Source organism: Kitasatospora sp. NPDC059795 (assembly GCF_042732175.1).
Taxonomy (GTDB): Bacteria; Actinomycetota; Actinomycetes; order Streptomycetales; family Streptomycetaceae; genus Kitasatospora.
Window position 1 is genome coordinate 610836 of record NZ_JBHWID010000002.1, and the last position, 24102, is coordinate 634937.

Consider the following 24102-nt stretch of genomic DNA (forward strand, 5'->3'; position numbering starts at 1 on the left):
ACCGGAGGTACCTGCGCACCTGGGCATTGTAGTGGGAGCCGTGCCGGGGGGAATGGGGGCGAGGTCCTTTTCGGAAGTTACCGACCGGTTCGTTACTGCTTGTTCGCCCCCGGCCAGACCCCGTACGGGCCCGGCCGGACCTCGTACCGGCCCCGACCGGGGCCCGTACGGCCTGCGGTCAGTGCTCGCCGGGCTGCGCGGAGGTGACCAGCTCGGTCAGCACGCCGCCGCAGTCCTTCGGGTGCAGGAAGGTGATCCGCGAGCCCATCGAGCCGCGCCGGGGCTCGTCGTACAGCACCCGCACGCCCTTGCCCTTGATCGCCTCGGCGTCGCCGTCGACGTCCGCGGTGCCGAAGGCGATGTGGTGCACCCCCTCGCCGTTCTTGGCCAGCCACTTGGCGACCGTGGAGTCCTCCCGGGTGGGCTCCAGCAGCTGCAGGTAGGACGCCCCGCCGTCCCCGGTGTCGTTGATCTTCAGCATGGCCTCGCGGACGCCCTGCTCCTCGTTGACCTCGGAGTGGAACACCTCGAAGCCGTAGGTGTTCCGGTAGAACTCGACGGTCCGGTCCAGGTCGAAGCAGGCGATGCCGATGTGGTCGATGCGGGTCAGCACAGGAGTCCTCCGGGGGACGAGGGCCAGTACGGGTCGGGAACGGCACCCAGTGCAGCGCATCGCGTGGAGCGGGCGCCAGCGGCGCGGCTTGCGAGTCTGCTCACATCGGTCGTCCACGGGTGGAACTTCCCGGAACTGGCACGGTGTTCACTGGTAGGTGCCAGTAGCGCTGATCACATCCTCGCGGCGGTGACGCGGCGGTGACCGATCAGTACATTGACCGCATCCCCATACCCTCTGGTCCGACGCGCGAAGGGGCTCGTCCATGACTACTTCTGTGATCGTCGCAGGTGCGCGCACACCGATGGGCCGCCTGCTCGGCTCGCTCAAGGGCTTCTCCGCCGCCGAGCTGGGCGGCGTCGCGATCAAGGCGGCGCTGGAACGGGCCGGTGTCTCCGGCGAGCAGGTCCAGTACGTGATCATGGGCCAGGTGCTGCAGGCCGGCGCCGGCCAGATCCCGGCCCGCCAGGCCGCCGTGCAGGCCGGCATCCCGCTGAACGTCCCGGCGCTCACCATCAACAAGGTGTGCCTGTCCGGTCTGGACGCCATCGCGCTGGCCGACCAGCTGATCCGGGCCGGCGAGTTCGAGATCGTGGTGGCCGGCGGCCAGGAGTCGATGACCAACGCCCCGCACCTGCTGCCGAAGTCCCGCGAGGGCTACAAGTACGGCGCGATCGAGATGCTCGACTCGATGGCCCACGACGGCCTGACCGACGCCTACGAGAACATCCCGATGGGCGAGTCCACCGAGAAGCACAACACCCGCCTGGGCATCGTCCGCGAGGTGCAGGACGCCATCGCCGCCGCCTCCCACCAGCGCGCCGCCAAGGCCCAGGCCGACGGAGTGTTCGAGGCCGAGATCGCCCCCGTCGCGATTCCGCAGCGCAAGGGCGACCCGGTGCTGTTCAGCCTGGACGAGGGCATCCGCGCCGACACCACCGTCGAGGGCCTGGCCAAGCTGCGCCCGGCCTTCGCCAAGGACGGCACGATCACGGCCGGCACCTCCTCGCAGATCTCCGACGGCGCCGCCGCGGTCGTGGTGATGAGCAAGGCCAAGGCCGAGGAGCTGGGCCTGACCTGGATCGCCGAGATCGGAGCGCACGGCAACGTCGCGGGCCCGGACAACTCGCTGCAGTCGCAGCCGTCCAACGCGATCAAGCACGCCCTCGCCAAGGAGAGCCTGGAGGTCGCCGACCTCGACCTGATCGAGATCAACGAGGCGTTCGCCGCCGTCGCCCACCAGTCGATGAAGGACCTGGGCGTCAGCGACGAGATCGTCAACGTCAACGGCGGCGCGATCGCGCTCGGCCACCCGATCGGCATGTCCGGCGCCCGCGTGGTGCTGCACCTGGCGCTGGAGCTGCAGCGCCGCGGCGGCGGCGTCGGCGCGGCCGCGCTGTGCGGCGGCGGCGGCCAGGGCGACGCCCTGATCGTCAAGGTCCCCGCGCAGGGCTGACCGAACGTCAAGTCCCCGTGAAGCGGAAGGCGCCGCTTCACGGGGATCCCGTCTTTTGTGCTGCGAGGAGCAACCCGATGGCCGATGTGGCGACGCTGGTCGAGCAGGCCCGGCAGGGCCGCCCCCGGGCGGTGGCCCGGCTGATCACCCTGGTGGAGAACGCCGCCCCCGAGCTGCGCGAGGTGATGGCCGCGCTGGCCCCGTACAGCGGGCGGGCGTACACGGTGGGCCTGACCGGCTCGCCCGGGGTGGGCAAGTCCACCTCCACCTCCGCGCTGGTGACCGCCTACCGCAAGCTCGGCAAGCGGGTCGGGGTGCTCGCCGTCGACCCGTCCTCGCCGTTCTCCGGCGGGGCGCTGCTCGGCGACCGGGTGCGGATGCAGGAGCACGCCACCGACCCGGAGGTGTTCATCCGCTCGATGGCCACCCGCGGCCACCTCGGCGGCCTGTCCTGGGCCGCCCCGCAGGCGCTGCGGGTGCTGGACGGGGCGGGCTGCGACGTGATCCTGGTGGAGACCGTCGGCGTCGGCCAGTCCGAGGTGGAGATCGCCGCGCAGGCGGACACCTCGGTGGTGCTGCTCGCCCCCGGCATGGGCGACGGCATCCAGGCCGCCAAGGCGGGCATCCTGGAGATCGGCGACGTGTTCGTCGTCAACAAGGCCGACCGGGACGGCGCGGACGCCACCGCCCGCGAGCTCAACCACATGCTCGGCCTGGGCGAGTCCCGGCAGCCCGGCGACTGGCGGCCGCCGATCGTGAAGACCGTCGCCGCCCGCGGCGAGGGCGTGGACGAACTGGTCGACGCGCTGGAGAAGCACCACGGCTGGCTGGCCGAGACCGGCGAACTCGCCGTCCGCCGCCGGCGCCGGGCCGCCCAGGAGGTCGAGGCGATCACGCTCGCGGCGCTGCGGGCCCGGATCGGCGACCTGCGCGGCGACCGCCACCTGGACGCGCTGGCCGGCCAGGTCGCCGAGGGCGCCCTCGACCCGTACACCGCCGCCGACCGGCTGGTCGCCGAACTCACCGGCTGAGCGAGGGCCTCAGCTCCGGCCGCGCAGCGCCCGCAGGTGCTCGGCGATCGGCGCGAGGGCGGCGTACATCGCGTCCAGTTGCTCGTCGGTGAGGCGGTCGACGAAGTGCTCGCGGACGCTGCGCACATGGTCGGGCGCGACCTTGCGCAGCGTCTCCCAGCCGCGTTCGGTCAGGTGCGCGTAGAGGCCCCGGCGGTCGCCGGGGCACTCCTGGCGCAGCACCAGGCCGGCCGTCTCCATCCGGGTGATCTGGTGGGAGAGACGGCTCTTGGACTGCATGGTGGAGGTGGCCAGGTCGGTCATCCGCATCCGGTGTTCGGGGGACTCGGAGAGCACCACGAGGATCTCGTAGTCGTTGATGGCGAGGTTGTGCGCCTGCAGTTCCCGGCTCAGCTGGTGTTCGAGCAGCTTCCCGACCTCCAGGTGGGCGCGCCAGAACCGCTGCTCACGCGCGTCGAGCCAGGGCGCGTCCTCCTCCGCGGGGGAGTGGGGGACCGCCGGCGCTTCGGTCACAGGAGTATCCATGCGTCCAGTGTAGCGGATGTTGTTCAATGTTGTACAAATTCACAACTGCCGCCGACGTAAGCACGGATGCCGGCGGCGTCGACTTGATTCGCATCCGCACCACCGCCTCCCTGCCCGGCCGGATTGAAAAGGGCATGCCCAATTTCCGGCCCGCAGTCGGACGGTGACGGCATGTTAGGCATAATCGCGCCCATGACGACGCGGAGCGCGAACTTCCATTCGATAGCCGACGGCGTGTACGCCTGGCAGCCCCAGCAACGCGGATGGGGCCTGGCCAACTGCGGCCTGGTCGCGTCCGACAGCACCGCGCTGTGGATCGACACCCCGTACGACCGCACGCTGGCCGGCCAGTTCCTCGATCGCACCCGCGCCGTCCTGCCCAAGGGTGTCACCGTCGACCGCATCGTCGTCACCCACGCCAACGGCGACCACATGTGGGGCGCCGGCGTCCTGCCCGACGCCGAACTCATCACCACCCACGAGGCGCTGCACCACATCGCCTACGAGCCGACCCCCGAGCAGCAGCACGCCCTGCTCCAGCAGCTCGACCGGGCCACCGACACCGGCTCCTACCTGCACGAGCACTTCGGCTGCTTCGACTGGGCCGACACCCCGGCGATCACGCCCGACACCGTCTTCACCGGCGAACTCGAAGTCCGCGTCGGCGACATCCCGGTGCAGATCAGCAGCCTCCCGCCGGCCCACACCAGCGGCGACCTGATGGTCCACCTGCCCACCCGCTCCACCGTGTTCACCGGCGACATCGTCTTCGGCTCCACCGCCGACCGCCCCGGCGACCACCCCGTGCACTGGGCCGGCCCGCTCGGCAACGTCATCGACGCCGTCGAACGCATCCTCGCCACCGGCGCCGAGACCGTCGTCCCCGGCCACGGCCCGCTGCTCACCCGCTACGACCTGCGCGCCCACGCCGAATACCTCGGCCACGTCCGCGACCGCGCGCACGCCCTGCACGCCGCCGGCGTCCCGGCCGCCGAGGCCGCGCGCACCGTCATCGACGAACGCCGCTACCCCGAACTCGGCCTGCCCGAGCGGCTGCTGATCACCATCGGCACCGAGTACCGGCACCTCGACGGCAGCGAACCGCCCGCCATGATGGAGGTCTTCGGCCGGATGGCCGGCCTCGCCCGGCAGCGCGGCGCCGAAACCGCCGCCAGCACCGCCTGACCCCCGACCCGCGACGACGACACCCCCCGAGGACCCCATGGTCGTGATCGTGCTCGCCCTGCTGGCCGGCGCCGCCCTGACCGCAGGACCCCTGCTGTGGGCGCTGCGCCGCGCCGCCCGCACCACCCGGGCCGCCGAACAGCGCGCCGCCGACGCCGACCTCTCGGCCCGCGCCGCCGCCGCCCGCGGCGACGCGGCCGAGCAGCGCGGCCGCGCCGCCGACGCCGCCGCCCGCACCGCGCAGGACCGCGCGGACGCCGCCGACGCCCGGGCCGAGGCCGCCGAGGAACGCGTGGACGCCGCCGACACCTCGGCCCGCACCGCGGACGCCCACCGCACCGTCGCCGACGCCCGCTACGCCGCCGCCGTGCGCGAACTCGTCCACCTCGCGCACGAGCGGCTGCCCGCCGCCACCACCGCGCTCACCCACCCCCGGACGCCCGTCCCCGGGCCGCTGGAGACCACCGGCGGCACCGAGGAACTCCACCACGCCCTGGACAGCACGCTCACCGCCGCCGTCCGGGCCGTGCTCGCCGAACGCGAACGCACCGACGCCGCCGCCCGGGCCGCGCTGCGCGGCGCCGCGTCCAAGATCCAGGCACTGCTGATCCAGGTCCGCTCGCTGCTGGAGGAGATCCAGCTCAGCGTCGACGACCCGCGCCTGCTCGCGCTCGACTTCCGCAACGAACTCACGCTGCGCCGGGTCCAGGCCCTCGCGGTGCTCTCCGGCTCCTGGCCCGGCATGACCCGCGAGGACTCGCCGCTCGCCGAACTCTGCGTCGGCGCGCAGTCCCGGGTGGCCGGCTACGCCCGCATCGAGATCACCAACCACCTGCGCGAACCCCGCCTCGCCGTCGCCGCCCGGGCCGCCGAACCCGTCGCCATCGCGCTCGCCGAGATCCTCGGCAACGCCACCGCCTACTCGCACCCCGAGACCCGGGTCGTGGTCTCCATCGAACAGGGCAGCTCCGGCGCCCTGGTGGTGGTCGACGACATGGGCGTCGGCATGGAACCCGACCAGCTGGAACGGACCGGCGACCTGCTCGACGGCCAGGCCGAGGTCCTGCTCACCGAACTCGGCGACCCGCCGCAGGCCGGCTTCGCCGTCATCGGCCTGCTCTGCCGCCAGTTCGGCTTCGGCTGCCGCGTCGAGCCGTCCCCGTACGGCGGCGTCCGGGCCATCCTGCGGCTCCCCGCCGACCTGCTCACCCTGACCGACCCGGCCGCCCCGCTCTCCGCGCTCGCCCCCCGCCCGATCACCCAGACCACACCGGTGTTCGACGCGGGCGACGCGCTGCCCACCCGCAAGCGCCGCAGCCCCCGCGTCCCGCAGCAGGACGCGCCGTCCACCCTCCCGTCCCCGGCGGGCAGCACCCCCGACCGGGCCCGCTCGGCGTGGTCCGCCCTGCAGTCCGGCACTCTCGCCGGCCGCAGCGCCGCCCACCGGAGCCCGGGCCCCGAAGGATCCGCCGCACCCGAAGGAGTCGAAATCCCGTGACCACCCAGCTCCGCCGCCACACCGAGGACCTCTCCTGGGTCCTCACCCCGCTGCTCGACCTGCCGGGCGTGCAGAACGCCGTCATCGCCACCGGCGACGGCCTGGTCACCGGCCACTCCGCCGACCTCGGCCGGGACAACGCCGACCGGGTCGCCGCGATGACCGCCTCGCTGCACGCCGCCGCCCGCGCCTTCACCGTCGCCTTCACCGAGGCCGAGCAGGTCCGGCTCACCCAGACCGTCGTCGAGTCCGACCTCGGCTACGCCGTCGTCACCCCGGCCGGCGCCAACTCCTCGCTCGCGGTGTTCGCCGCCCCCGGCGCCGACCTCGGCACCATCGCCTACCAGATGCAGGTCCAGGTCGCCGCGCTCGCCAGAGCCCTCGCCAGCCCCGCCCGGGAGGCGAGCGGGACATGACCACACCCAGCGGGCCCCGCCGCCGCCTGGTCCCCGCCTACCTCGCCACCCAGGGCCGCGAGCTGGCCCCGGGCAGGCACAGCCTGGACCGGCTCAGCATCCTGCACGCCGCCGCCGACCTCCCCGCCGGACTCGGCGGCGAACACCGCCAGTTATGGGAACTCGTCCGCCCCGGCGCACTGACCGTCGCCGAGGCGGCCGCCCACCTCCGGCTCCCGGTCAGCGCGACCGTCTTCATCGCCGCCGACCTGGCCGAACGCGGCGCCCTCAAGGTGCGCGCGCCGATCCCCTCCGCCCAGCCGGTCAACCGGGACCTCGCCGAAAGGCTCCTCAGTGGACTTCGCGCCCTCAAGTAACACGGGCAGCAGCCCCATCTACCTCCCCGCCACCGACCCGATCCTGATGAAACTCATGATCACCGGGCCGTTCGGGGTAGGGAAGACCACCTTCGTGCGCTCGCTGTCGGAGATCCCGACGCTGCACACCGAGGAGACCATGACCGCCCAGGGCATCCCGGTCGACGACACCGCCCGGATCCCCGGCAAGACCGCCACCACCGTCGCCGTCGACTTCGGACGGCTCACCCTGCCCGGCGGCGACCTCGTCCTCTACCTCTTCGGCACCCCCGGCCAACGCCGCTTCCTCCCGCTCTGGGAGGACCTCGCCCGCGGCGCCCTCGGCGCACTGATCCTCGCCGACACCCGCCGCCTCGCCGACGCCTTCGACGCCATGGACCTCATCGAGGAAGCCGGCCTGCCCTACGCGGTCGCCGTCAACCGCTTCCCCGACACCCCGCCGATCGAACTCGACACGATCCGCGCCGCGCTCGACCTCGACCCCGCGACGCCGCTGATCGAATGCGACGCCCGGGAACGCCAAGGCTGCCTGGACGCCCTGATCTCGCTCACCGAACACGTCCTGGACCGCCTCCCGCAGGAGACCGCCCCATGACCCGCACCGCCCTCTACGGCCCCCAGTTCGCCGCGCACCCGCACGCCCACTACGCCCGGCTGCGCGACCGCGGACCGCTCGCCCCCGTCGAACTCGCCCCCGGCATCGACGCCTGGCTGGTCACCGACTACCACGTCGCCCTGGAGATCCTCCGCGACACCGACACCTGGACCCGCGACCCGCGCGTCTGGCAGGCCACCCAGCCCGCCGACTCCCCGATCATGCCGATGCTCGGCTGGCGCCCCACCGCGCTCTTCTCCGACGGCGCCACCCACGCCCGCTACCGGCAGGTCATCACCGACAGCGTCGGCATCATCGAACCCCACCTGCTGCAACGCGACACCACCGCCGTCGCCGAACAGCTCATCGCCGAATTCGCGCACACCGGCAAGGCCGACATCCTCGCCCAGTACGCCTACCGGCTGCCGCTGCTCATCCTCTGCTCCTGGTACGGCATCCCCGACCAGGACCTCGACCGGATCAGCGCCGCGATGAACCGCGCCTTCGAATCCTCCACCGGCGCCATCGCCGCGTACGCCGACCTGGTCGCCGTCATCACCGGCCTGGTCGCCGAACGCCGCACCGCACCCCGGCACGACCTGATCTCCGCCTTCGCCAACCACCCCGCGCGGCTCGCCGACGACGAGGTCGTCCGGCACATCACCCTGACCCTGATGGCCGGCCACGAACCCACCGCCAACCTCACCGCGAACGCGCTGCTGCGCATGCTCTCCGACGAGCGCTACGCCGGCTCCCTGCACAGCGGCGCGCTCAGCGCGCACGACGCGGTCAACGAAGTGCTCTGGACGGACCCGCCGCTGTCCAACTTCGCCCCGCACTACACCCGGCGGAACATCGTCTTCCACGGCACCCCGATCGCGCCCGACCAGCCGGTGCTGATCTCCTACGCCTCCGCGAACGCGCAGGCCGCCCTCCCCGCGAGCGAGAGCGAGTCCCTCGGCGGCTCCTACGCCCACCTCGCGTGGGGCGCCGGGCCCCACCGCTGCCCCGCCCGCCAACCCGCCGTCCTGATGGCCGTCACCGCCATCGAATACCTCATCAGCCGGCTCACCGACCTCCGCCTGGCCGTCCCCGCGGACCGGATCCTCTGGCGCCAGGGCCCGGTCCACCGCGCACTCGTCTCCCTCCCGGTGACGTTCACAGCCCTGTAGGAGGGGTGCACCGCCAGGGCCCGGTCCATCGCGCCCCTGGTGGTGCTCTCCCTCGCCCTTACAGCCCGAACTGCCGGCCGAGGTCCCGCAGGTTCCCCAACCCCGGTGCGGCCTGCGTCGGTTGCTGGTGCGGGACCGCCGACTGTTCGCCGACGACGCCCACCGACTTCTCGGCCATGACGGTCTCCGACGACTGCATCAGCACCTGCCCCGCCCCGATGAACTCGAACTGGTGCTCCTCCCCGCTCGCGCCGCCGATGCCCGTCAGATGCCGGATACCGCCGATGACGCCGTGCAGGTAGCTGTGGTCGTAGTGGTGGCAGGGCGCGGGGCAGTCGGCCCAGCCGACCAGCGCCTCGGGGTCGACGCGGACCGGGGGTTCGACGAAGTGCACGGGCCCGTTGGAGGCGGCGACGAACTTGCCGGTGCCGAGCAGCGTCAGGAACCCGGGGATGATCGACTGCTTGAGGCGGAGCGAGGGTTCGAAGGCCAGCAGGTTGCCGGAGCGGACGGTCAGGTTGCCGTCCTCCAGGTCGTACGAGTTGAGGTCGTACGCGCGGTCGGCGAGCAGCAGCTTGCCGCGTCCCTCGGCGACGACCCAGTCGGAGGCGTGCAGCGGGGAGTTGAAGTTCTGTTCGAGGACCCGGTCGAGCACGCCGCGGCCGATGCCGGAGAAGCGCATGTCGCCGTAGTAGGCGACCATCTTGCCCTTCTGCAGGTAGTACGCGCCGTTCAGGTCCACCGAGAAGCAGTACGGGTTGACGTTGTCGTTGACGGGCAGCGTGTACGGGTCCCAGATCTGCGGGCCGTCGCCGCCGGGGTTCTGCAACAGGGGCGGGTAGGACATCAGAGCTTCACCTCGCTGGCCTGCACGTACACCATGCCGTGCCCGGAGAGTTCGAGTTGGAAGGCCTCGCCGGAGCCGCGGCCGATCATGTCGCGCCAACCGAGTGCGCTGGAGAGCTTGTTGGTGACCTGGCCGCGGTGGGCGACGTAGGCCTGCGGGTCGACGTGGACGGGGAGGCCGGGGGAGACGGGGAGTTCGACGACGCCGCCGTGCGCCATCACGGCGACCGCGCCCTTGCCGCTGAGCTGGGTGGTGAAGAGCCCCTGTCCGGTGACCTGGCCGCGGACCACGCCCATCAGGCCGCCCTGCCGGCCCATGAACATCGTGGACTGCTGGAGGCTGCCCTCGAAGGCGAGCAGGCGGTCGGCCTCGACGTAGAGGGTGTCGCCGGCCAGGTCGATGAGGTGGACGTGGTGGCCGCCGTGGCCGAACATCACGATGCCGTGGCCCTCGACGGTCATCAGCGGGGTGTCCTCGTTGGCGACCCGGCGGCCGATCATCGACATCACGCCGCCCTGGCCGCCCATCAGGTTGGGCTTGAAGGTGACCTCGCCGGTGTAGCCGAGCATCGCGCCGCGCTGCGACAGGATGCGCTGACCGGGGAAGACCTGGGCGGAGACCATCTTGTGGTTGATCCGGGTGAAGGCCATCAGGCGTCGCCTCCGAAGGTCAGGCGCTCGGAGGGCTGGACGTAGACCAGGCCCTCGCCGGTGAACTCGACCTGCATGGCCTCGCCGCCGCCCTCGCCGATCAGCGTGGTCCAGCCGGCGCCGGACTTGAGGGCGCGGTTCAGGTTGCCGGTGTGCGCGATGTACGCGCCGGGGTCGACCCGCAGCGGCAGGCCCTGGGCGACCCGCAGGATCACCGCCGGGCCGTTGGAGGTGACGGCGGCCCAGCCCTGGCCCTCGACCTTGGTGGTGAACAGGCCGTTGCCGCTCGCCATCCCGTTCAGGCCGGTGAAGGAGGTGCCGGTGCGCAGCGTCGCCTCGGTGCAGAGGAGGTTGTCGGACTCGACGAACAGCGTCTCGCCGTTCAGCCGGACCAGATTGATTTCGGTGGCCTTGTCGGCGAAGTAGCAGGTGCCCTGCCCCTTCACCTCCATGACCTCCATGCGTTCGCCGGTGAGCCGGCGGGTGACCATGCCGCGCAGGCCGTCGCCGCCGCCGGTGAGCTTCTTGAAGCCCACCTGCCCGGTGTAGGCGACCATTGAGCCGTTGCGTGCCTTGACGGTGTCCCCGGCGAGATCGACGGCGAGGACCCTGGACCCCTGGAGTCGGAACTGTGCCACGTTCCGGAATGTAGCGGCCCCCGCCCCGATCTGGGGAGAGGGCCGGGCGAGCCGGTACGGAACCCGTACATCGGACGCGTCGTCAGGCGGTCTGCGGCAGCGCTCCCGCGGAGGTCTCCACCTCCAGCAGCGAGGCGGAGTGCCGCTCGGCCTCGAACGCGGCCACGCCGCCGCGCAGGCCGAACAGCCGCTTGGAGAGCATGATCCAGAGCACCGCGGCGATGTTCAGCAGCAGCGTGCAGATCTTCAACGCGCTGACGTGCTCGCTGAGTTCGTAGCCCTCCAGGGGCAGGAACGCGGCGGTGGCGACCACGGTCAGGTACTCGGCCCAGCGCTGCCCCCACCACAGGCCGAACGCTTCGACGATCTCGATCAGCGCGTAGACCACCAGGGCGACGGCGACGTAGATCAGGGTGTTGTGCCGGTAGTCGAAGGTCTTGCGGATGGTGTCGACGATCGGCGAGTGGTCGAGGTCGTAGTGGAAGTGGTCGGTGACGGGCTTGAAGACGGTCAGGTTCTCGTCGAAGATCCGGCGCACCGCGTCCTGGCTGTTGGAGAACTTCCACACCGCCCAGGCGGCGATCACGATCAGCAGGCCGCGCAGCAGTCGTTCGACGGCCAGGAAGCGCAGGATGAACAGGTCGCGCAGGGCCTTGCCGCGGGGCACCAGCGGCGCGTCCTCGGCCGGGCCGGAGCCGTGCGGCTCACCGAGTGCGAAGTCGCCGCAGCGCAGGCAGCGCCAGGCGGTGCCGAGGGCGGTGGCGGCGTGCAGCCGTTCGCGCAGGTCGGTCTCGTCGGGTGCGTAGGTGATGTGGCCGCGCCGGGCACAGGTGTGCCGGTCCCAGTCTCGCCTCAGCATGTCGTGCGTCCCCCCGTGGGTCCGCGGGCCTGGCGGTCAGGCCGCGCGCAGCACGCAGGATAGGGGGTCCGGGGTCGGCGCCGATGACGGGTCGGTGATAATAGGCATGGTTTGTGCATCCGTTCACAAAGCCCGCCGCCCGTGCCCTGTGAGGAATCCCGTGAAGAGCATCGCCGCCGTCCACCGCCTGCGCCTGGTCTCCGGCCCTGAGGGCCTGTCGTTCATCCTGCTGCTGATCTGCTCGGTGCTGAAGCGCACCACCAGCTTCGACGCCGTGCCGGTGATGGGCATGGTGCACGGCGTGCTGTTCATCCTGTACGTGGTGTTCCTGGCGCTGGCGGCCAAGGAGCGTCGCTGGGAGCCGAAGCGCACGGCGGTGCTGTTCCTGCTGTCGGTGCTGCCCACCGGCGGCTTCTTCGCCGAGCGGATGCTGGCCAAGGAGGAGCGCGGCGAGCTGGGCGCGGCGAAGCCGGCCACCGCCTGACGGCAGAACGTGGTGCGCGGCGGTCGGGCCCCCTCGTGGGAGGCCCGGCCGCCGCGAGCTTTTTCGCTACCCGGTGAGGGTCAGTTCACGTTGACGCCGGTCCAGGCCGCCGCCACCGCGTTGTACTGGGTCGAGCCGGAGCCGTACAGGTCCTTCGCCGCGTTCAGGGTCGCGGTGCGCGCGGCCTTGTAGTTCGTGGTGGAGGTCATGTAGACGGTCAGCGCCCGGTACCAGATCTGCTGGGCCTGGGCCCGGCCGATGCCGGTGAGGGCCGCGCCGTTGTAGGTGGGCGAGTTGTAGCTGACGCCGTTGATGGTCTTGGCGCCGCTGCCCTCGGCCAGCAGGTAGAAGAAGTGGTTGGCGACGCCCGAGGAGTAGTGGACGTCCTTGTTGCCGACCGTGGAGGACCAGTAGTCGGCGGACGCGCCGTCCTTGGAGGGCTTGTCCATGTAGCGCAGCGGCGTGCCGTTGCCGTTGATGTTGATCAGCTCGCCGATCAGGTAGTCCGGCACGTCCTTCGACAGGTTGGCGTAGAACTCCACCATCGAGCCGAAGATGTCGGAGGTCGCCTCGTTCAGGCCGCCGGACTCGCCCGAGTAGTTCAGGCCGGCGGTGTTGGAGGTGACGCCGTGGCTCATCTCGTGGCCCGAGACGTCCAGTTCGGTCAGCGGGTGGGTGTTGCCCGAGCCGTCGCCGTAGGTCATGCAGAAGCAGCTGTCGTCCCAGAAGGCGTTGACGTAGTTGCTGCCGTAGTGGACCCGGCTGAACGCGCCGACACCGTCGTTGCGGATGCCGTTGCGGCCGAAGGTGTTCTTGTAGAAGTCCCAGGTGACGGCCGCGCCGTACTGGGCGTCCACGGCGGCGGACTCGCCGTTGGAGGCGGCGCCGGAGCCCCAGCTGTTGGTGGTCTTCGAGTACAGGGTGCCGTTGCCGGAGGTCTTGCCCGCCAGCGTGGTCGTGTACTGGTTGCCGCGGGTGGCGTCCTTCAGCGTGTAGGTGCTGCCGGTCAGCGTGGTGGTCAGCGAGACGTTGCCGACGAAGACGCCGTTGCCGGTGCCGGTCGCGTTGGCGGTCTCGATCTCCTCGTGGGTGGAGAGGACCTCGCCGGTGTTCGCGTCGGTGACCAGCTTCTGGCGGCTCGGGGTGCCGTCGGCCCGCACGCCCTCGACGGTGGTGCGGTAGGCGAGGCGCGGGGCGCCGTCGGCGGCCCAGACCACCAGCTCGGCGTTGCCGGTGGCGCCGGAGACCGAGGTGAGGGCGGCCTCGGAGTCCTTGCTGATGCCGACGGTGGACTGCACGGCGCCGGTCGCCTTGCCGGCGGCCTGGCCGGCCGTCAGCTTCGGGCTCAGCGAGGCGGGGGCCAGGCTGCCGGAGACGGCCTTGTCGGAGGAGCGGACCTGGCCCTTGGCGTCCTGGTGCACGACCAGGTCGCCGCCCAGCACGGGCAGGCCGTCGTAGGTGCGCTCGTAGCGGAAGTGGCGGGTACCGTCGGCGTCGACGATGGCGTCCTTGACCACCAGCTTCTCCTGGGCGCCCAGGCCCAGGGCCTTGGCGGCGGAGGGGGCCTGCCCGGCGGCCAGCGCCAGCAGGTCGCCGCGGCTGTGGCCCGCGGCGGCCGGGTTGGGGGCGGCCTGCGCGATCCCGGCGCTCACCTGGATCGCGCCGGCCAGCAGGGCAGAGGCAGAGAGAACGGCTCCGACAGCGAGCTTTCGCTTCACGTACGGTTCCTTCCGAATCAACCGCATGCGCGGTCGCACCACGTTCCGGGGCACCGGGGTCAGTGCCTGCTGGGGCGGATACGGGTGCTGACGTGCAGCTCCGTGCGGTCAGAACGACGGTCGCCGGTGGGGTGGGGCCGGCGTGTCGAACGGGGCTGGGCAGAAGCATGACAATCGTTCAAATCCGGGAACAGCACCCGGGCAACTATTGGCAAACACTCGCCAGCCCTGCGGCAATAGAACGGTAGGAAAATCGGAGGTTTCACTGCGAACCATGCGGCGCTGGCTGGGCCTCGGCCCAACTCCCGTGTTTTCAGTGAATAGTGACGGAATATCCGGTTATTACGGCCCCTTCGGGGTGGCGGTTGTCTGTTTGGCGTGATCCCGCCAATCGGCTGGCCTTGTCCACCATCGTGGACAGCTGCTACCCCCGTCCCGCCCCGCGGGTACGGTGGGGTCGTGCCCAAGCCCCTCGCCCTCGACTTCGACCCGATCGCCCGCGCCGACGAGCTCTGGACCCGCCGCTGGGGCAACGTGCCGTCCATGGCGGCGATCACCTCGGTGATGCGCGCCCACCAGATCCTGCTGGCCCGGGTGGACGCCGTGGTCAAGCCCTACGGCCTGACCTTCGCCCGCTACGAGGCGCTGGTGCTGCTCACCTTCAGCCGCTCCGGCGAACTCCCGCTGTCCAAGATCGGCGAGCGGCTGATGGTGCACCCCACCAGCGTCACCAACACCGTCGACCGCCTGGAGCGGGCCGGCCTGGTCGCCCGCCGCCCCAACCCGCTCGACGGGCGCGGCGTCCTCGCCGCCATCACCGAGCGCGGCCGCCAGGTCGTCGAGCAGGCCACCCGCGAGCTGATGGCCGTCGAATTCGGCCTGGAGGGCTACGACGAGGCCGCCTGCCGTGAGGTGTTCGACCTGCTCCGCCCGCTGCGGGTGGCGGCCGGCGACTTCGACCTGCCGCGCCAGGAGGGCCCCGGCCGGGAGCAGTCGTAGGGCCGGTTACTCTCGATGGCATGAAGCAGAGTGTGCTGACCCGCTACCGCGCCATGGCCTACATCACCGGCGTCCTCCTGATCCTGCTCACCGCCGGGGTGATCGCCAAGTACGCCCTCGACATCTCGGGGGCCGCGGGCTTCACCACCGCCGTCGGCATCGCGCACGGCTGGCTGTACGTGATCTACCTGGTGCTCGCCTTCGACCTCGGCACCAAGGCCAAGTGGCCGATCGGCAAGCTCGCCTGGGTCCTGCTGGCCGGCACCGTCCCCACCGCCGTGTTCTTCGTCGAGCGCAAGGTCAGCCGCGAGGTCGCCCCGCTGATCGTCGCCGCGGAGCCGACCGCGGCCTGACCTGCCGCGCACCTGCTCCGCCGGGCGCCCCTCCCCCTCGGGAGGGGCGCCCTTCGCGTGTCCGGGGGCGACAGCCATCGACAGGTACTAGGACGTCCGAGTAAATTAGTAGGACATCCAAGTACTTGTGTCGCCCACCCACCGGGGCGGCCGCACGGAGCGGAGTCGGAGCCGATGGACGCCGAGCAGATCGAAGCCGGCCGGCAGCGCTGGCAGCAGCGGTACGACAAGGCGCGCAAGCGCGACGCCGACTTCACCACGCTGAGCGGCGAGACCGTCGAACCCGTCTACGGCCCGCCCGCCGGGCAGGACGTCGAGGGCTTCGAACGCATCGGCTGGCCCGGCGAGTACCCCTACACCCGCGGCCTGCACCCCACCGGCTACCGCGGCCGCGCCTGGACCATCCGCCAGTTCGCCGGCTTCGGCAACGCGCAGCAGACCAACGAGCGCTACCGGATGATCCTCGACGCCGGCGGCGGCGGCCTCTCCGTCGCCTTCGACATGCCGACCCTGATGGGCTACGACTCCGACGACGCCAAGGCGCTCGGCGAGGTCGGCCACTGCGGCGTCGCCATCGACTCCGCCGCCGACATGGAGGTGCTGTTCGCCGGCATCCCGCTCGGCGAGGTCACCACCTCGATGACCATCTCCGGCCCCGCCGTCCCGATCTTCTGCATGTACCTGGTCGCCGCCGAACGCCAGGGCGTCGACCCCGCCGTCCTCAACGGCACCCTGCAGACCGACATCTTCAAGGAGTACATCGCGCAGAAGGAGTGGCTCTTCGCCCCCGAGCCCCACCTGCGCCTGATCGGCGACCTGATGGAGCACTGCGCCAAGGGCATCCCCGCCTACAAGCCGCTCTCCGTCTCCGGCTACCACATCCGCGAAGCCGGAGCCACCGCCGCCCAGGAACTCGCCTACACCCTCGCCGACGGCCTCGCCTACGTCGAACTCGGCCTCTCCCGCGGCCTCGACGTCGACGTCTTCGCCCCCGGCCTGTCCTTCTTCTTCGACGCCCACCTCGACTTCTTCGAGGAGATCGCCAAGTTCCGCGCCGCCCGCCGCATTTGGGCCCGCTGGATGCGCGACCACTTCGGCGCGAAGACCGAGAAGGCGCAGTGGCTGCGCTTCCACACCCAGACCGCCGGCGTCTCCCTCACCGCCCAGCAGCCCTACAACAACGTGGTCCGCACCGCCGTCGAGGCGCTCTCCGCCGTCCTCGGCGGCACCAACTCGCTGCACACCAACGCCCTCGACGAGACCCTCGCCCTCCCCAGCGAGCAGGCCGCCGAGATCGCGCTGCGCACCCAGCAGGTGATCATGGAGGAGACCGGCGTCACCAACGTCGCCGACCCGCTCGGCGGCTCCTGGTACGTCGAGGCGCTCACCGACAAGATCGAGGCGCAGGTCGAGGAGATCTTCCAGCGGATCCTGGACAAGGGCAGCGCCGAGCACCCGATCGGCCCGATGACCGCCGGAATCCTGCGCGGCATCGAGGAGGGCTGGTTCACCGGCGAGATCGCCGAGGCCGCGTTCCGCTACCAGCAGGGCGTGGAGAAGGGCGACAAGCGCGTGGTCGGCGTCAACTGCCACCCCCGCAGCGTCACCCCCGAACTCGAAATCCTCCGGGTCAGCCACGAGGTCGAACGCGAGCAGGTCCGGGTCCTCGCCCACCGCAAGTCGCTCCGCGACGAGACGGCCGTCCGGGCCGGCCTCGACGCGATGCTCGACGCTGCCCGCTCCGGCGCCAACATGATCGAGCCGATGCTCCGGGCGATCCGTGCCGAAGCCACTCTCGGCGAGATCTGCCACGCGCTGCGTGGCGAGTGGGGCACGTACCAGGAGAACGCGAGCTTCTAGCTAGGAGCGAGCACAACCAGGGGCGCGGGGAACTGCGCGACAAGCGCCGGCCTGTCCGCAAGGTCGCGATCAATGGCAAGTCATTGCCCGCGTCGCGACCTTGCGGTTGGGGCCTTCCGCTTCGCGCAGTTCCCCGCGCCCCTGGTTGTGCTCTCCCTGGTTTCGCGCCCGCAGGGGGTCAGCGCAGGAGGCCCGGGAAGGGGTTGAGGAGCAGGGTGGTGAAACGGCGGATCCAGTCCGGGGTGACGGGTTCGCCGCTGACCAGGAGCCGGTGTTCGACGGTGCCGGCGATGGTGTCGAAGATGATGTCGATCTCCTCGTCGGCGGTGGCCGCGTCCCGGTCGGGGTCCATCTCGCCGCGGGCCTGGGCGTTGGCCCGGCCGAGCTGGACGAGGACCTTCTGCGGTTGGACGATCCGTTCCCGGATGCGCCGCCGCAGGTGGACGTCGCGGGTGCCCTCGGCGAACAGCGCGAGCAGCGCGGCCTGGGTCTCGGGGCGGGTGAGGAGTTCGGCGAAGCGGGCGACGACGGCCTCGATGTCGGCCTGCAGGCTGCCGCGGTCGGAGCATTCGAGCTGGTCGAAGAGGCTGGCGATGGCGTCGACCACGAGTTCGCTCTTGGACGGCCAGCGGCGGTAGAGGGTGGTCTTGGCGACGCCGGCGCGCTGGGCGACGTCGCCCATGGTGAGCCCGCCCCAGCCGAGTTCGGCGAGCGCCTCGCGGGTGGCGTCCAGGATGGCCTGGTCGGCGGCGGCGCTGCGGGGGCGGCCCTTGCCGCGGGGTGGCGGCGGGGTGGCGGCGGCCGGGTCGGGGTGCTCGGCGGGCTGCCGGGTGGTGGGGGCCACCGCGCCTCCTCAGCGAATTTACTCAGAAGTAACTTGGAGGCCCCACGGTAGCGACCTGCGGCGCTGCCCGACACCCGCCCCGGGTCGGAAAGTGGGACAGCTCACGCTCACGGAGGGCGGTTGGGGCTTGCGGGGGGAGCCCGGGGGGCAGATACGCTACGACCAGTAGCGAAAGAGCGACAACCACTGCGCCCCGCCCTCCGGGATCGGGCGGGCGCGGGGCACGGATGGGGATCCGCGCCCGAACGGTCGGGCTCCGCCTGGGGAGGCGGAGGGCCTGCTTTCGGCATTTCCGGGCGGATGGCGTCCGGTACCGGCTCCGGCGGGGGAGGATAGAGCCATGCAGTCACGGAATTCGCGTCTCAACAGCTCCGCCCTGCGCGGTGCGGTGGACCTCGCCGCGGTGAAGGCGGCCGGAGAGGCCGCCCAGAAGGCGGAGCAGACCCGGGCCGAGCGGGCCCGGCAGGCGGCGGCGGGCGAGGCCCCGACGCTCGCGGACTACCCCCTGGTACTGGACGTCACCGAGGACACCTTCGAGTCGGAGGTCGTCCAGCGTTCGGCAGAGGTCCCCGTGGTGGTGGACTTCTGGGCCGAGTGGTGCGGCCCGTGCAAGCAGCTCAGCCCGATCCTGGAGCGCCTCGCCGAGGAGTACGCGGGCCGGATCGTGCTCGCCAAGATCGACGTGGACGCCAACCCGCTGATCGCGCAGCAGTTCGGCATCCAGGGCATCCCGGCCGTGATGGCCGTGGTCGCGGGCCAGCTGGTGCCGCTGTTCCAGGGCGCCGAGAACGAGTCGAACGTCCGCAAGGTGCTCGACCAGCTGATCGCGGTCGCCGAGCAGCGTTTCGGCATCGTCGGCGGCGCCGCGGGCGGCGCCCCCGCCGAGGCGGGTCCGCGGGTGTCGGCCGACCCGGCGCTGGAGGCCGCGCACGAGGCGCTGGACCGGGGCGACCTGGGCGGCGCGGTGCAGGCGTACCAGAACGTGCTGAGCGACCGGCCCGGCCACGTCGAGGCGAAGCTCGGCCTGGCCCAGGCGCAGTTGCTGCAGCGGGTGGAGCAGCTCGACCCGCAGCAGGTCCGCACGGACGCGGCGGCCGACCCGAAGGACGTGCCGGCCCAGCTGCGGGCGGCCGACCTGGACCTGGTCGGCGGTCACGTCGAGGACGCCTTCGCCCGCCTGGTCGACACCGTGGCGAAGACCTTCGGCGACGACCGGGACGCGGCGCGACTGCGCCTGCTGGAGCTGTTCGAGGTGATCGGCCCGGAGGACCCGCGCACCATGGCAGCCCGTCAGGCGCTGGCCCGGGTGCTGTTCTGACAGCCGCTCCGAAGGCACTGGGTGACAGGTTCGGTGACCTGCGGTGTCGTCGGCGATTTGGCGACTTTCGAGGCTAAACCGGGTGGGTTTACCAAATCTTGATAACACCCCTTCTCCGTCACGACGAGTGATGGAGGAGGGGTGTTTTTCCTGTGTTTGCCAGGGTCACGGCTCTGGCGGCCTGCGTCTTCCGTCACGCTGCGCAGTCACACCTTCGATCCTCTGAACGAACGCGTTCACTGTTGGATTACCCGTCAGTAACGCACCCCTTGTGCTCCGCCCGGTATTCGAGCACGATCGGCGACGCCCGGTCCCTCCACCGCGAGGGTCCCCACCGGGTGAGGGCAGGGGGGTAACCGCAGATCCCACGCGGCGGTTCCTGGCCTCGGCGGTCGCGCAGCCCGCGCGCCCGCACGGTTGTCGCTCGGGGGTGATCGCCGACGCCGTCCCCACGGCAGCAGGCGCTCTCCGCTACCGAGGACGTAGCTCTCTCCCATTTCGGGCCGGACCGTGTGCGGGACGCACCGGAACGGCCGGAGATGTACGTCCTAGAAGGAGGACTCGCATGTCCACGTCTTACGGCAAGACCCGCTGGAAGCGCTTCGCCCTGGTGATGGTGCCCAGCCTCGCGGCCACCGCCGCGATCGGCGTCTCCCTGGCCAACTCCGCGCTGGCGGCCTCGTTCTCGGTCTCCGGCCAGCAGTTCAAGGTCACCGTCGACCAGCTGCACGGCGAGAACTTCTCGCAGTTCGGCGGCGTCGACATGGAGGCCAACAAGACCCCGCACCCGGTCGCCATCTCGGCGTTCGACCACGCGACCCTGCAGAACCTGTGCCAGTCGGTCGTCACCGACCTCGGCCCGCTCGGCAAGTGGACCCTGGTCCTCAAGGCCGGCCAGGACAAGAACAACCCGGTCGACGCCCAGCAGCTGCTGATCGACATGAACCAGCTGAACGCCGACGCCGAGTTCCACAGCATCAACATCGGCCAGGACGCCAGCACCCTGCACGGCTCGGCCATCGACAAGCTGAAGAGCGACGGCGGCTCGCTGCCGTCCGGCGCGCAGGGCTTCGCGCAGTCCGCCAAGTCCGCGGACCTGGCCCACGTGCAGCAGACCGCCTGGGCCACCTCGGCGGGCACCTTCACCCTCCCGGGCCTGAAGCTGAACATCACCCAGGGCGCCAACGAGTGCTACTAGTCCATAATTGACGGCCCGTCAGTCGGGCCCGATCGTGGACCACCGGTCCGGGGGAGCGGCAGTACGCCGTTCCCCCGGGCCGCACCCCGGCGTACCCGGGGCCATCCGTCTTTCCCCTCGGACCCACCATCGAGGAGTCGCACCATGTCCAGCGCAACCGTCGAAGCCTGGCCCGAGGGCCCGGCCGGTCTGGCCGGCCGAGGTCGCCAGGGGTTCCGCGCCTGGCGGCGGACCCGGCCGTTCTGGGGCGGCCTGCTGGCCGTGATCGCCGGCATCCCGATCCTGTACTTCCCGTACGCCCACCTCAGCCTGGGCGGCCTGACCGTGGCGATGGCGACCACCGCCGGGGCCGGCTCGCTGCTGATCGGCATCCTGATGATGGTGCTCGGCATCACCGTCTGGTTCCAGCCGATGGTGCGGATCTTCTGCGGGGTGGCGACCACCATCCTGGCGCTGATCTCCGTCCCGGTCTCCAACCTCGGCGGCTTCGGCTTCGGCCTGGTCCCCGGTCTGATCGCCGGCGGCCTGCTGGTCTCCTGGGCGCCGCTGCCGGCCCCGGTCGACGGGCCGGAGATCGACGGGACGGCCGCCGCCACGGGCGCCGCGCCGGCCGCACAGCTGCCCGCGCAGGCCGTCTCCGCTCAGCCGCCCGCGCAGGCCGCCGTCCAGCAGCCGCTGGAGTACGGCGCCGCACCGACACCGGGTCCGGAGGGGGAGCTGCGGTGACCGACTCGGAGAAGCCCGCCGTTCCCGGACCGCGGCACGCGGTGCCGCGTGAGGGCGTGCGGTCCCGGCTGCGCGGGCGGGCGCTGGCGATCGCCGCCGTGCCGACCGCGCTGCTGATGGGCGCCGCCTACACGCCGACCATGGCGGCCGCGGCCGACCCGCTGTCCGGCAGCTGCGCGAGCAGCCCGGACACCGTGCTCAAGGAGACGCCCGTCCCGAAGAGCGAGATCAAGGTGCAGCCGGACTCCTCGGCGGGCCAGGCCGCGGCCGGGCAGTCCGGGCAGTCCGGGCAGGCGCCGGCGGGCAGTGCCGCCGCGGTGCCGGCGGTGTTCACCGGTTCGACGGGCGTGCAGTCCGCCGCCTACGTGACGCCGAACGACGCCCCCGCGGGCGGCGGGGTGCAGCAGGCCGGGATCATCGACGACTGGTGGGACAATCTGACCCACCCGGGTTCGAGCCCGTCGGCGACGCCGAACGCCGGGACCCCGGCGCCCGCCGGCACCCCGAGCCCGTCCGCGAGCTCGAAGCCGTCCGACTCCCCGAGCCCCTCGGCGACCGGACGGCCGACCACCGGGGCGTCCGCCACGCCGGAGGCCCCGGCCGCCGACGGGACGGAGGCGCCGACGACCAAGGCGCCGACCACGAAGTCGCCGACCACCAAGGCCCCGGCGCCGTCCGCCTCGGCGTCCGACGACCCGAACTGCCTGGTGAGCACCAAGGGCCTGGCGGCGAAGGCCGCGCCCAAGGGCCACGTGGTGCCGGACCAGAACTGGGTGCTGCACTCGACCCGGCTGGCGCTGCACGGCTCGGTGTTCAACGGCGTCTACGACGTCACCACCGAGAGCGGCACCAAGCGGGTGCTGAAGTTCACCACCGACAGCGTCGACATCGAGAACCTGGACATGTCGACCATCCAGATCCCGGGCCTGACCTTCCACGTGAAGAGCCGCCAGGGATCGACCTCCACCATGCGCAACGGCCCGATCACCATGTACGTGGAGAGCCTGTCCGGGCACCTGGCGGCGATCTACGGCCTGCCGATACCGATCGACCTGGGCGAGATCACGCTCACCCCCGACACTCTGCCGAAGTGGCTGTGGGACCTGCTGGGCGCGGTGCCGATCCCGCTGGACCTGACCCTCACCGGCGCCAAGGCGGTGCAGGCCGGCCAGTTCGGCGGCGACCTGAACATTCCCGGCATGCGGCTCTTCAACGACAAGGAGCCGTACGACGGTTGAGTCGTCGTCGCAGCTGTCGCGCGGACGCCCGCAGGGGCGGGACCCGGTCTCCCGGGTCCCGCCCCTGCGGGTTTTGGCGAGGGCTCAGTGGCCGCCGCGGGTGCCCAGGTGGTGGACCTGGACCATGTTGGTGGTGCCGGGGATGCCGACCGGCACACCGGCGGTGACGATCACGGTGTCGCCCTCGGAGAGGCGGCCCATCTTCAGCAGCTCGCGGTCGACCTGCTCGACCATCGCGTCCGTGGTGGCCACCTGCTCGGTGACGTACGCCTCGACGCCCCAGCTCAGCGAGAGCTGGTTGCGGGTGGCGACGTCCGGGGTGAAGGCGATCACCGGGATCGGCGAGCGGTAGCGGGACAGCCGGCGGGCGGTGTCACCGGACTTGGTGAAGGCGATCAGCGCCTTGCCGTCGAGGAAGTCGCCCAGCTCGGTCGCGGCGCGGGCGACCGAGCCGCCCTGGGTGCGCGGCTTGCGGCCCGGGTTGAGCGGCTGGAGGCCCTGTGAGAGCAGCTCCTCCTCGGCCTTCTCGGCGATCCTGCTCATGGTCTTGACGGTCTCGACCGGGTACTTGCCGACGCTGGACTCGGCGGACAGCATCACCGCGTCCGCGCCGTCCAGGATCGCGTTGGCGACGTCGGAGACCTCGGCGCGGGTCGGACGCGAGGCGTGGATCATCGACTCCATCATCTGGGTCGCGACGATCACCGGCTTGGCGTTCCGGCGGGCCAGGGTGACCAGGCGCTTCTGCACCAGCGGCACCTTCTCCAGCGGGTACTCGACCGCCAGGTCGCCGCGGGCCACCATGATCGCGTCGAAGGCGAGGACGATCTCCTCCATCGCCTCGACGGCCTGCGGCTTCTCGATCTTGGCGATGACCGGCACACGAATGCCGACCTCGTCCATGACCTTGTGGACGTCGTCGATGTCCGCGGCGTTGCGGACGAAGGACAGCGCGACCATGTCGACGCCCAGCCGGAGGGCGAAGCGCAGGTCGTCCTTGTCCTTCTCGGACAGCGCGGGCACGTTGACCGCCGCGCCGGGCAGGTTGATGCCCTTGTTGTTGGAGAGCACACCGCCCTCGACCACCACGGTGCGCACCCGCGGGCCGTCGACGCTGACGACCTCCAGGGCGATGACGCCGTCGTTGATCAGGATCGGGTCGCCGGGCTTCACGTCGCCGGGCAGGCCCTTGTAGGTGGTGCCGCAGATGTACTGGTCACCGGGGACGTCCTCGGTGGTGATGGTGAACGTGTCGCCGTTGTCAACGGTCACCGGGCCGTTGGCGAAAGTCGCCAGACGGATCTTGGGGCCCTGCAGGTCGGCCAGCACGCCGATGGTGCGGCCGGTGTCCTCCGACACCTGACGGACGCGGCGGTACCGGTCCTCGTGCTCGGCGTGGGAGCCGTGGCTCATGTTCAGTCGGGCGACGTTCATGCCCGCTTCGACGATGGCCTTCAGCTGTTCGTAGGAGTCCGTGGCGGGACCCAGGGTGCAGACAATTTTCGCTCGGCGCATATCCGTCA

At 71.4% G+C, this 24102-nt stretch carries 25 protein-coding genes; 16 read left to right on the forward strand and 9 right to left on the reverse strand.

The window, feature by feature from the left end:
- Positions 1-178 precede the first annotated feature (178 nt).
- On the reverse strand, positions 179-613 hold the full coding sequence (gene mce / locus ACFV4P_RS06695; protein ID WP_073814190.1) for a methylmalonyl-CoA epimerase: 435 nt from the start codon (positions 611-613) through the stop codon (positions 179-181).
- A gap of 265 nt (positions 614-878) precedes the next feature.
- Here mce and ACFV4P_RS06700 point away from each other — a divergent pair, with 265 nt between their 5' ends.
- Positions 879-2069, forward strand: a complete 1191-nt coding sequence (locus ACFV4P_RS06700; RefSeq protein WP_380468006.1) for an acetyl-CoA C-acetyltransferase — start codon at positions 879-881, stop codon at positions 2067-2069.
- 77 nt (positions 2070-2146) lie between these two features.
- A complete protein-coding gene (gene meaB, locus ACFV4P_RS06705) occupies positions 2147-3100 on the forward strand; it encodes a methylmalonyl Co-A mutase-associated GTPase MeaB (RefSeq protein WP_380468008.1) in 954 nt (317 codons plus the stop codon).
- Positions 3101-3109: 9 nt separating this feature from the next.
- On the opposite strand, the gene ACFV4P_RS06710 is transcribed toward meaB, so the two are convergent.
- Positions 3110-3625 (reverse strand): MarR family winged helix-turn-helix transcriptional regulator, encoded by a 516-nt coding sequence (locus ACFV4P_RS06710; protein WP_380468010.1) that lies wholly within the window; start codon positions 3623-3625, stop codon positions 3110-3112.
- Positions 3626-3817: 192 nt separating this feature from the next.
- Between ACFV4P_RS06710 and ACFV4P_RS06715 the strand changes: the two genes are divergently transcribed.
- From ACFV4P_RS06715 to ACFV4P_RS06740, 6 genes are read left to right on the forward strand one after another with little or no spacing between them, the layout of a single operon-like run.
- Positions 3818-4810 (forward strand): MBL fold metallo-hydrolase, encoded by a 993-nt coding sequence (locus ACFV4P_RS06715; RefSeq protein ID WP_380468012.1) that lies wholly within the window; start codon positions 3818-3820, stop codon positions 4808-4810.
- A gap of 37 nt (positions 4811-4847) precedes the next feature.
- The gene (locus tag ACFV4P_RS06720; RefSeq protein WP_380468014.1) at positions 4848-6308 is read left to right on the forward strand and encodes an ATP-binding protein; all 1461 of its coding nucleotides are present in this window, start codon (positions 4848-4850) and stop codon (positions 6306-6308) included.
- Positions 6305-6724, forward strand: a complete 420-nt coding sequence (locus tag ACFV4P_RS06725) for a roadblock/LC7 domain-containing protein (protein WP_073814181.1) — start codon at positions 6305-6307, stop codon at positions 6722-6724. The genes ACFV4P_RS06720 and ACFV4P_RS06725 overlap by 4 nt, the downstream gene beginning before the upstream one ends.
- Positions 6721-7080, forward strand: a complete 360-nt coding sequence (locus tag ACFV4P_RS06730; RefSeq protein ID WP_073814179.1) for a DUF742 domain-containing protein — start codon at positions 6721-6723, stop codon at positions 7078-7080. The genes ACFV4P_RS06725 and ACFV4P_RS06730 overlap by 4 nt, the downstream gene beginning before the upstream one ends.
- Positions 7058-7675: an ATP/GTP-binding protein gene (locus ACFV4P_RS06735; RefSeq protein ID WP_380468016.1), complete on the forward strand. Its 618-nt coding sequence runs from the start codon at positions 7058-7060 to the stop codon at positions 7673-7675. Before ACFV4P_RS06730 ends, ACFV4P_RS06735 begins: the two co-directional genes overlap by 23 nt.
- Complete coding sequence (locus ACFV4P_RS06740; RefSeq protein WP_380468018.1) at positions 7672-8847, forward strand: cytochrome P450; 1176 nt, start codon at positions 7672-7674, stop codon at positions 8845-8847. Before ACFV4P_RS06735 ends, ACFV4P_RS06740 begins: the two co-directional genes overlap by 4 nt.
- A 58-nt stretch (positions 8848-8905) precedes the next feature.
- Here the strand turns inward: ACFV4P_RS06740 and ACFV4P_RS06745 are convergent, their stop codons facing one another.
- The 4 genes from ACFV4P_RS06745 to ACFV4P_RS06760 form a co-directional block, all read right to left on the reverse strand.
- Positions 8906-9694, reverse strand: coding sequence for an AIM24 family protein (locus tag ACFV4P_RS06745; RefSeq protein WP_073814173.1), 789 nt, complete (start codon positions 9692-9694; stop codon positions 8906-8908).
- Positions 9694-10344 (reverse strand): AIM24 family protein, encoded by a 651-nt coding sequence (locus ACFV4P_RS06750; RefSeq protein WP_380468020.1) that lies wholly within the window; start codon positions 10342-10344, stop codon positions 9694-9696. The genes ACFV4P_RS06745 and ACFV4P_RS06750 overlap by 1 nt, the downstream gene beginning before the upstream one ends.
- A complete protein-coding gene (locus ACFV4P_RS06755; RefSeq protein WP_380468022.1) occupies positions 10344-10982 on the reverse strand; it encodes an AIM24 family protein in 639 nt (212 codons plus the stop codon). Before ACFV4P_RS06755 ends, ACFV4P_RS06750 begins: the two co-directional genes overlap by 1 nt.
- 82 nt (positions 10983-11064) lie before the next feature.
- Positions 11065-11838: a DUF2127 domain-containing protein gene (locus tag ACFV4P_RS06760; protein WP_380468180.1), complete on the reverse strand. Its 774-nt coding sequence runs from the start codon at positions 11836-11838 to the stop codon at positions 11065-11067.
- A 109-nt stretch (positions 11839-11947) separates the two neighbouring features.
- Between ACFV4P_RS06760 and ACFV4P_RS06765 the strand changes: the two genes are divergently transcribed.
- The gene (locus ACFV4P_RS06765; protein WP_380468024.1) at positions 11948-12325 is read left to right on the forward strand and encodes a DUF3817 domain-containing protein; all 378 of its coding nucleotides are present in this window, start codon (positions 11948-11950) and stop codon (positions 12323-12325) included.
- A gap of 80 nt (positions 12326-12405) precedes the next feature.
- Here ACFV4P_RS06765 and ACFV4P_RS06770 read toward each other — a convergent pair whose 3' ends face one another.
- Entirely contained in the window at positions 12406-14070 is a 1665-nt protein-coding gene (locus ACFV4P_RS06770; RefSeq protein ID WP_380468026.1) for a M4 family metallopeptidase, read from the reverse strand.
- A gap of 432 nt (positions 14071-14502) precedes the next feature.
- On the opposite strand from ACFV4P_RS06770, the gene ACFV4P_RS06775 reads away from it, so the two are divergent.
- The 3 genes from ACFV4P_RS06775 to ACFV4P_RS06785 all read left to right on the forward strand — a co-directional run bounded on the left by ACFV4P_RS06775 (position 14503) and on the right by ACFV4P_RS06785 (position 17255).
- Positions 14503-15042 (forward strand): MarR family winged helix-turn-helix transcriptional regulator, encoded by a 540-nt coding sequence (locus tag ACFV4P_RS06775; protein ID WP_380468028.1) that lies wholly within the window; start codon positions 14503-14505, stop codon positions 15040-15042.
- Between the two features lie 20 nt (positions 15043-15062).
- A complete protein-coding gene (locus tag ACFV4P_RS06780; protein ID WP_380468031.1) occupies positions 15063-15395 on the forward strand; it encodes a DUF3817 domain-containing protein in 333 nt (110 codons plus the stop codon).
- A 174-nt stretch (positions 15396-15569) separates the two neighbouring features.
- Entirely contained in the window at positions 15570-17255 is a 1686-nt protein-coding gene (locus ACFV4P_RS06785; RefSeq protein WP_380468033.1) for a methylmalonyl-CoA mutase, read from the forward strand.
- Between the two features lie 178 nt (positions 17256-17433).
- Here ACFV4P_RS06785 and ACFV4P_RS06790 read toward each other — a convergent pair whose 3' ends face one another.
- Positions 17434-18099: a TetR/AcrR family transcriptional regulator gene (locus ACFV4P_RS06790; protein WP_380468035.1), complete on the reverse strand. Its 666-nt coding sequence runs from the start codon at positions 18097-18099 to the stop codon at positions 17434-17436.
- Between the two features lie 340 nt (positions 18100-18439).
- On the opposite strand from ACFV4P_RS06790, the gene ACFV4P_RS06795 reads away from it, so the two are divergent.
- The 4 genes from ACFV4P_RS06795 (at position 18440) to ACFV4P_RS06810 (ending at position 22579) form a co-directional block, all read left to right on the forward strand.
- Positions 18440-19417, forward strand: coding sequence for a tetratricopeptide repeat protein (locus ACFV4P_RS06795; protein ID WP_380468037.1), 978 nt, complete (start codon positions 18440-18442; stop codon positions 19415-19417).
- A gap of 565 nt (positions 19418-19982) precedes the next feature.
- Positions 19983-20615 (forward strand): DUF6230 family protein, encoded by a 633-nt coding sequence (locus ACFV4P_RS06800; protein WP_380468039.1) that lies wholly within the window; start codon positions 19983-19985, stop codon positions 20613-20615.
- Positions 20616-20759: 144 nt separating this feature from the next.
- Positions 20760-21341: a DUF6114 domain-containing protein gene (locus ACFV4P_RS06805; protein ID WP_380468041.1), complete on the forward strand. Its 582-nt coding sequence runs from the start codon at positions 20760-20762 to the stop codon at positions 21339-21341.
- Positions 21338-22579 carry a hypothetical protein gene (locus tag ACFV4P_RS06810; RefSeq protein ID WP_380468043.1) on the forward strand — a complete coding sequence of 414 codons (1242 nt, stop codon included), beginning with the start codon at positions 21338-21340 and terminating at the stop codon, positions 22577-22579. Before ACFV4P_RS06805 ends, ACFV4P_RS06810 begins: the two co-directional genes overlap by 4 nt.
- 84 nt (positions 22580-22663) lie before the next feature.
- Here the strand turns inward: ACFV4P_RS06810 and pyk are convergent, their stop codons facing one another.
- Positions 22664-24094: a pyruvate kinase gene (gene pyk, locus ACFV4P_RS06815; RefSeq protein ID WP_380468045.1), complete on the reverse strand. Its 1431-nt coding sequence runs from the start codon at positions 24092-24094 to the stop codon at positions 22664-22666.
- Positions 24095-24102 lie beyond the last annotated feature (8 nt).

Coding starts and splice junctions, on each gene's coding strand:
- ACFV4P_RS06700 (WP_380468006.1), top strand. CDS start 879: ATGACTACTTCTGTGATCGTCGCAGGTGCGCGCACACCGATGGGCCGC.
- meaB (WP_380468008.1), top strand. CDS start 2,147: ATGGCCGATGTGGCGACGCTGGTCGAGCAGGCCCGGCAGGGCCGCCCC.
- ACFV4P_RS06710 (WP_380468010.1), bottom strand. CDS start 3,625: ATGGATACTCCTGTGACCGAAGCGCCGGCGGTCCCCCACTCCCCCGCG.
- ACFV4P_RS06715 (WP_380468012.1), top strand. CDS start 3,818: ATGACGACGCGGAGCGCGAACTTCCATTCGATAGCCGACGGCGTGTAC.
- ACFV4P_RS06720 (WP_380468014.1), top strand. CDS start 4,848: ATGGTCGTGATCGTGCTCGCCCTGCTGGCCGGCGCCGCCCTGACCGCA.
- ACFV4P_RS06730 (WP_073814179.1), top strand. CDS start 6,721: ATGACCACACCCAGCGGGCCCCGCCGCCGCCTGGTCCCCGCCTACCTC.
- ACFV4P_RS06740 (WP_380468018.1), top strand. CDS start 7,672: ATGACCCGCACCGCCCTCTACGGCCCCCAGTTCGCCGCGCACCCGCAC.
- ACFV4P_RS06745 (WP_073814173.1), bottom strand. CDS start 9,694: ATGTCCTACCCGCCCCTGTTGCAGAACCCCGGCGGCGACGGCCCGCAG.
- ACFV4P_RS06750 (WP_380468020.1), bottom strand. CDS start 10,344: ATGGCCTTCACCCGGATCAACCACAAGATGGTCTCCGCCCAGGTCTTC.
- ACFV4P_RS06765 (WP_380468024.1), top strand. CDS start 11,948: ATGGTTTGTGCATCCGTTCACAAAGCCCGCCGCCCGTGCCCTGTGAGG.
- ACFV4P_RS06770 (WP_380468026.1), bottom strand. CDS start 14,070: ATGCGGTTGATTCGGAAGGAACCGTACGTGAAGCGAAAGCTCGCTGTC.
- ACFV4P_RS06780 (WP_380468031.1), top strand. CDS start 15,063: ATGAAGCAGAGTGTGCTGACCCGCTACCGCGCCATGGCCTACATCACC.
- ACFV4P_RS06785 (WP_380468033.1), top strand. CDS start 15,570: ATGGACGCCGAGCAGATCGAAGCCGGCCGGCAGCGCTGGCAGCAGCGG.
- ACFV4P_RS06795 (WP_380468037.1), top strand. CDS start 18,440: ATGCAGTCACGGAATTCGCGTCTCAACAGCTCCGCCCTGCGCGGTGCG.
- ACFV4P_RS06800 (WP_380468039.1), top strand. CDS start 19,983: ATGTCCACGTCTTACGGCAAGACCCGCTGGAAGCGCTTCGCCCTGGTG.
- ACFV4P_RS06805 (WP_380468041.1), top strand. CDS start 20,760: ATGTCCAGCGCAACCGTCGAAGCCTGGCCCGAGGGCCCGGCCGGTCTG.
- pyk (WP_380468045.1), bottom strand. CDS start 24,094: ATGCGCCGAGCGAAAATTGTCTGCACCCTGGGTCCCGCCACGGACTCC.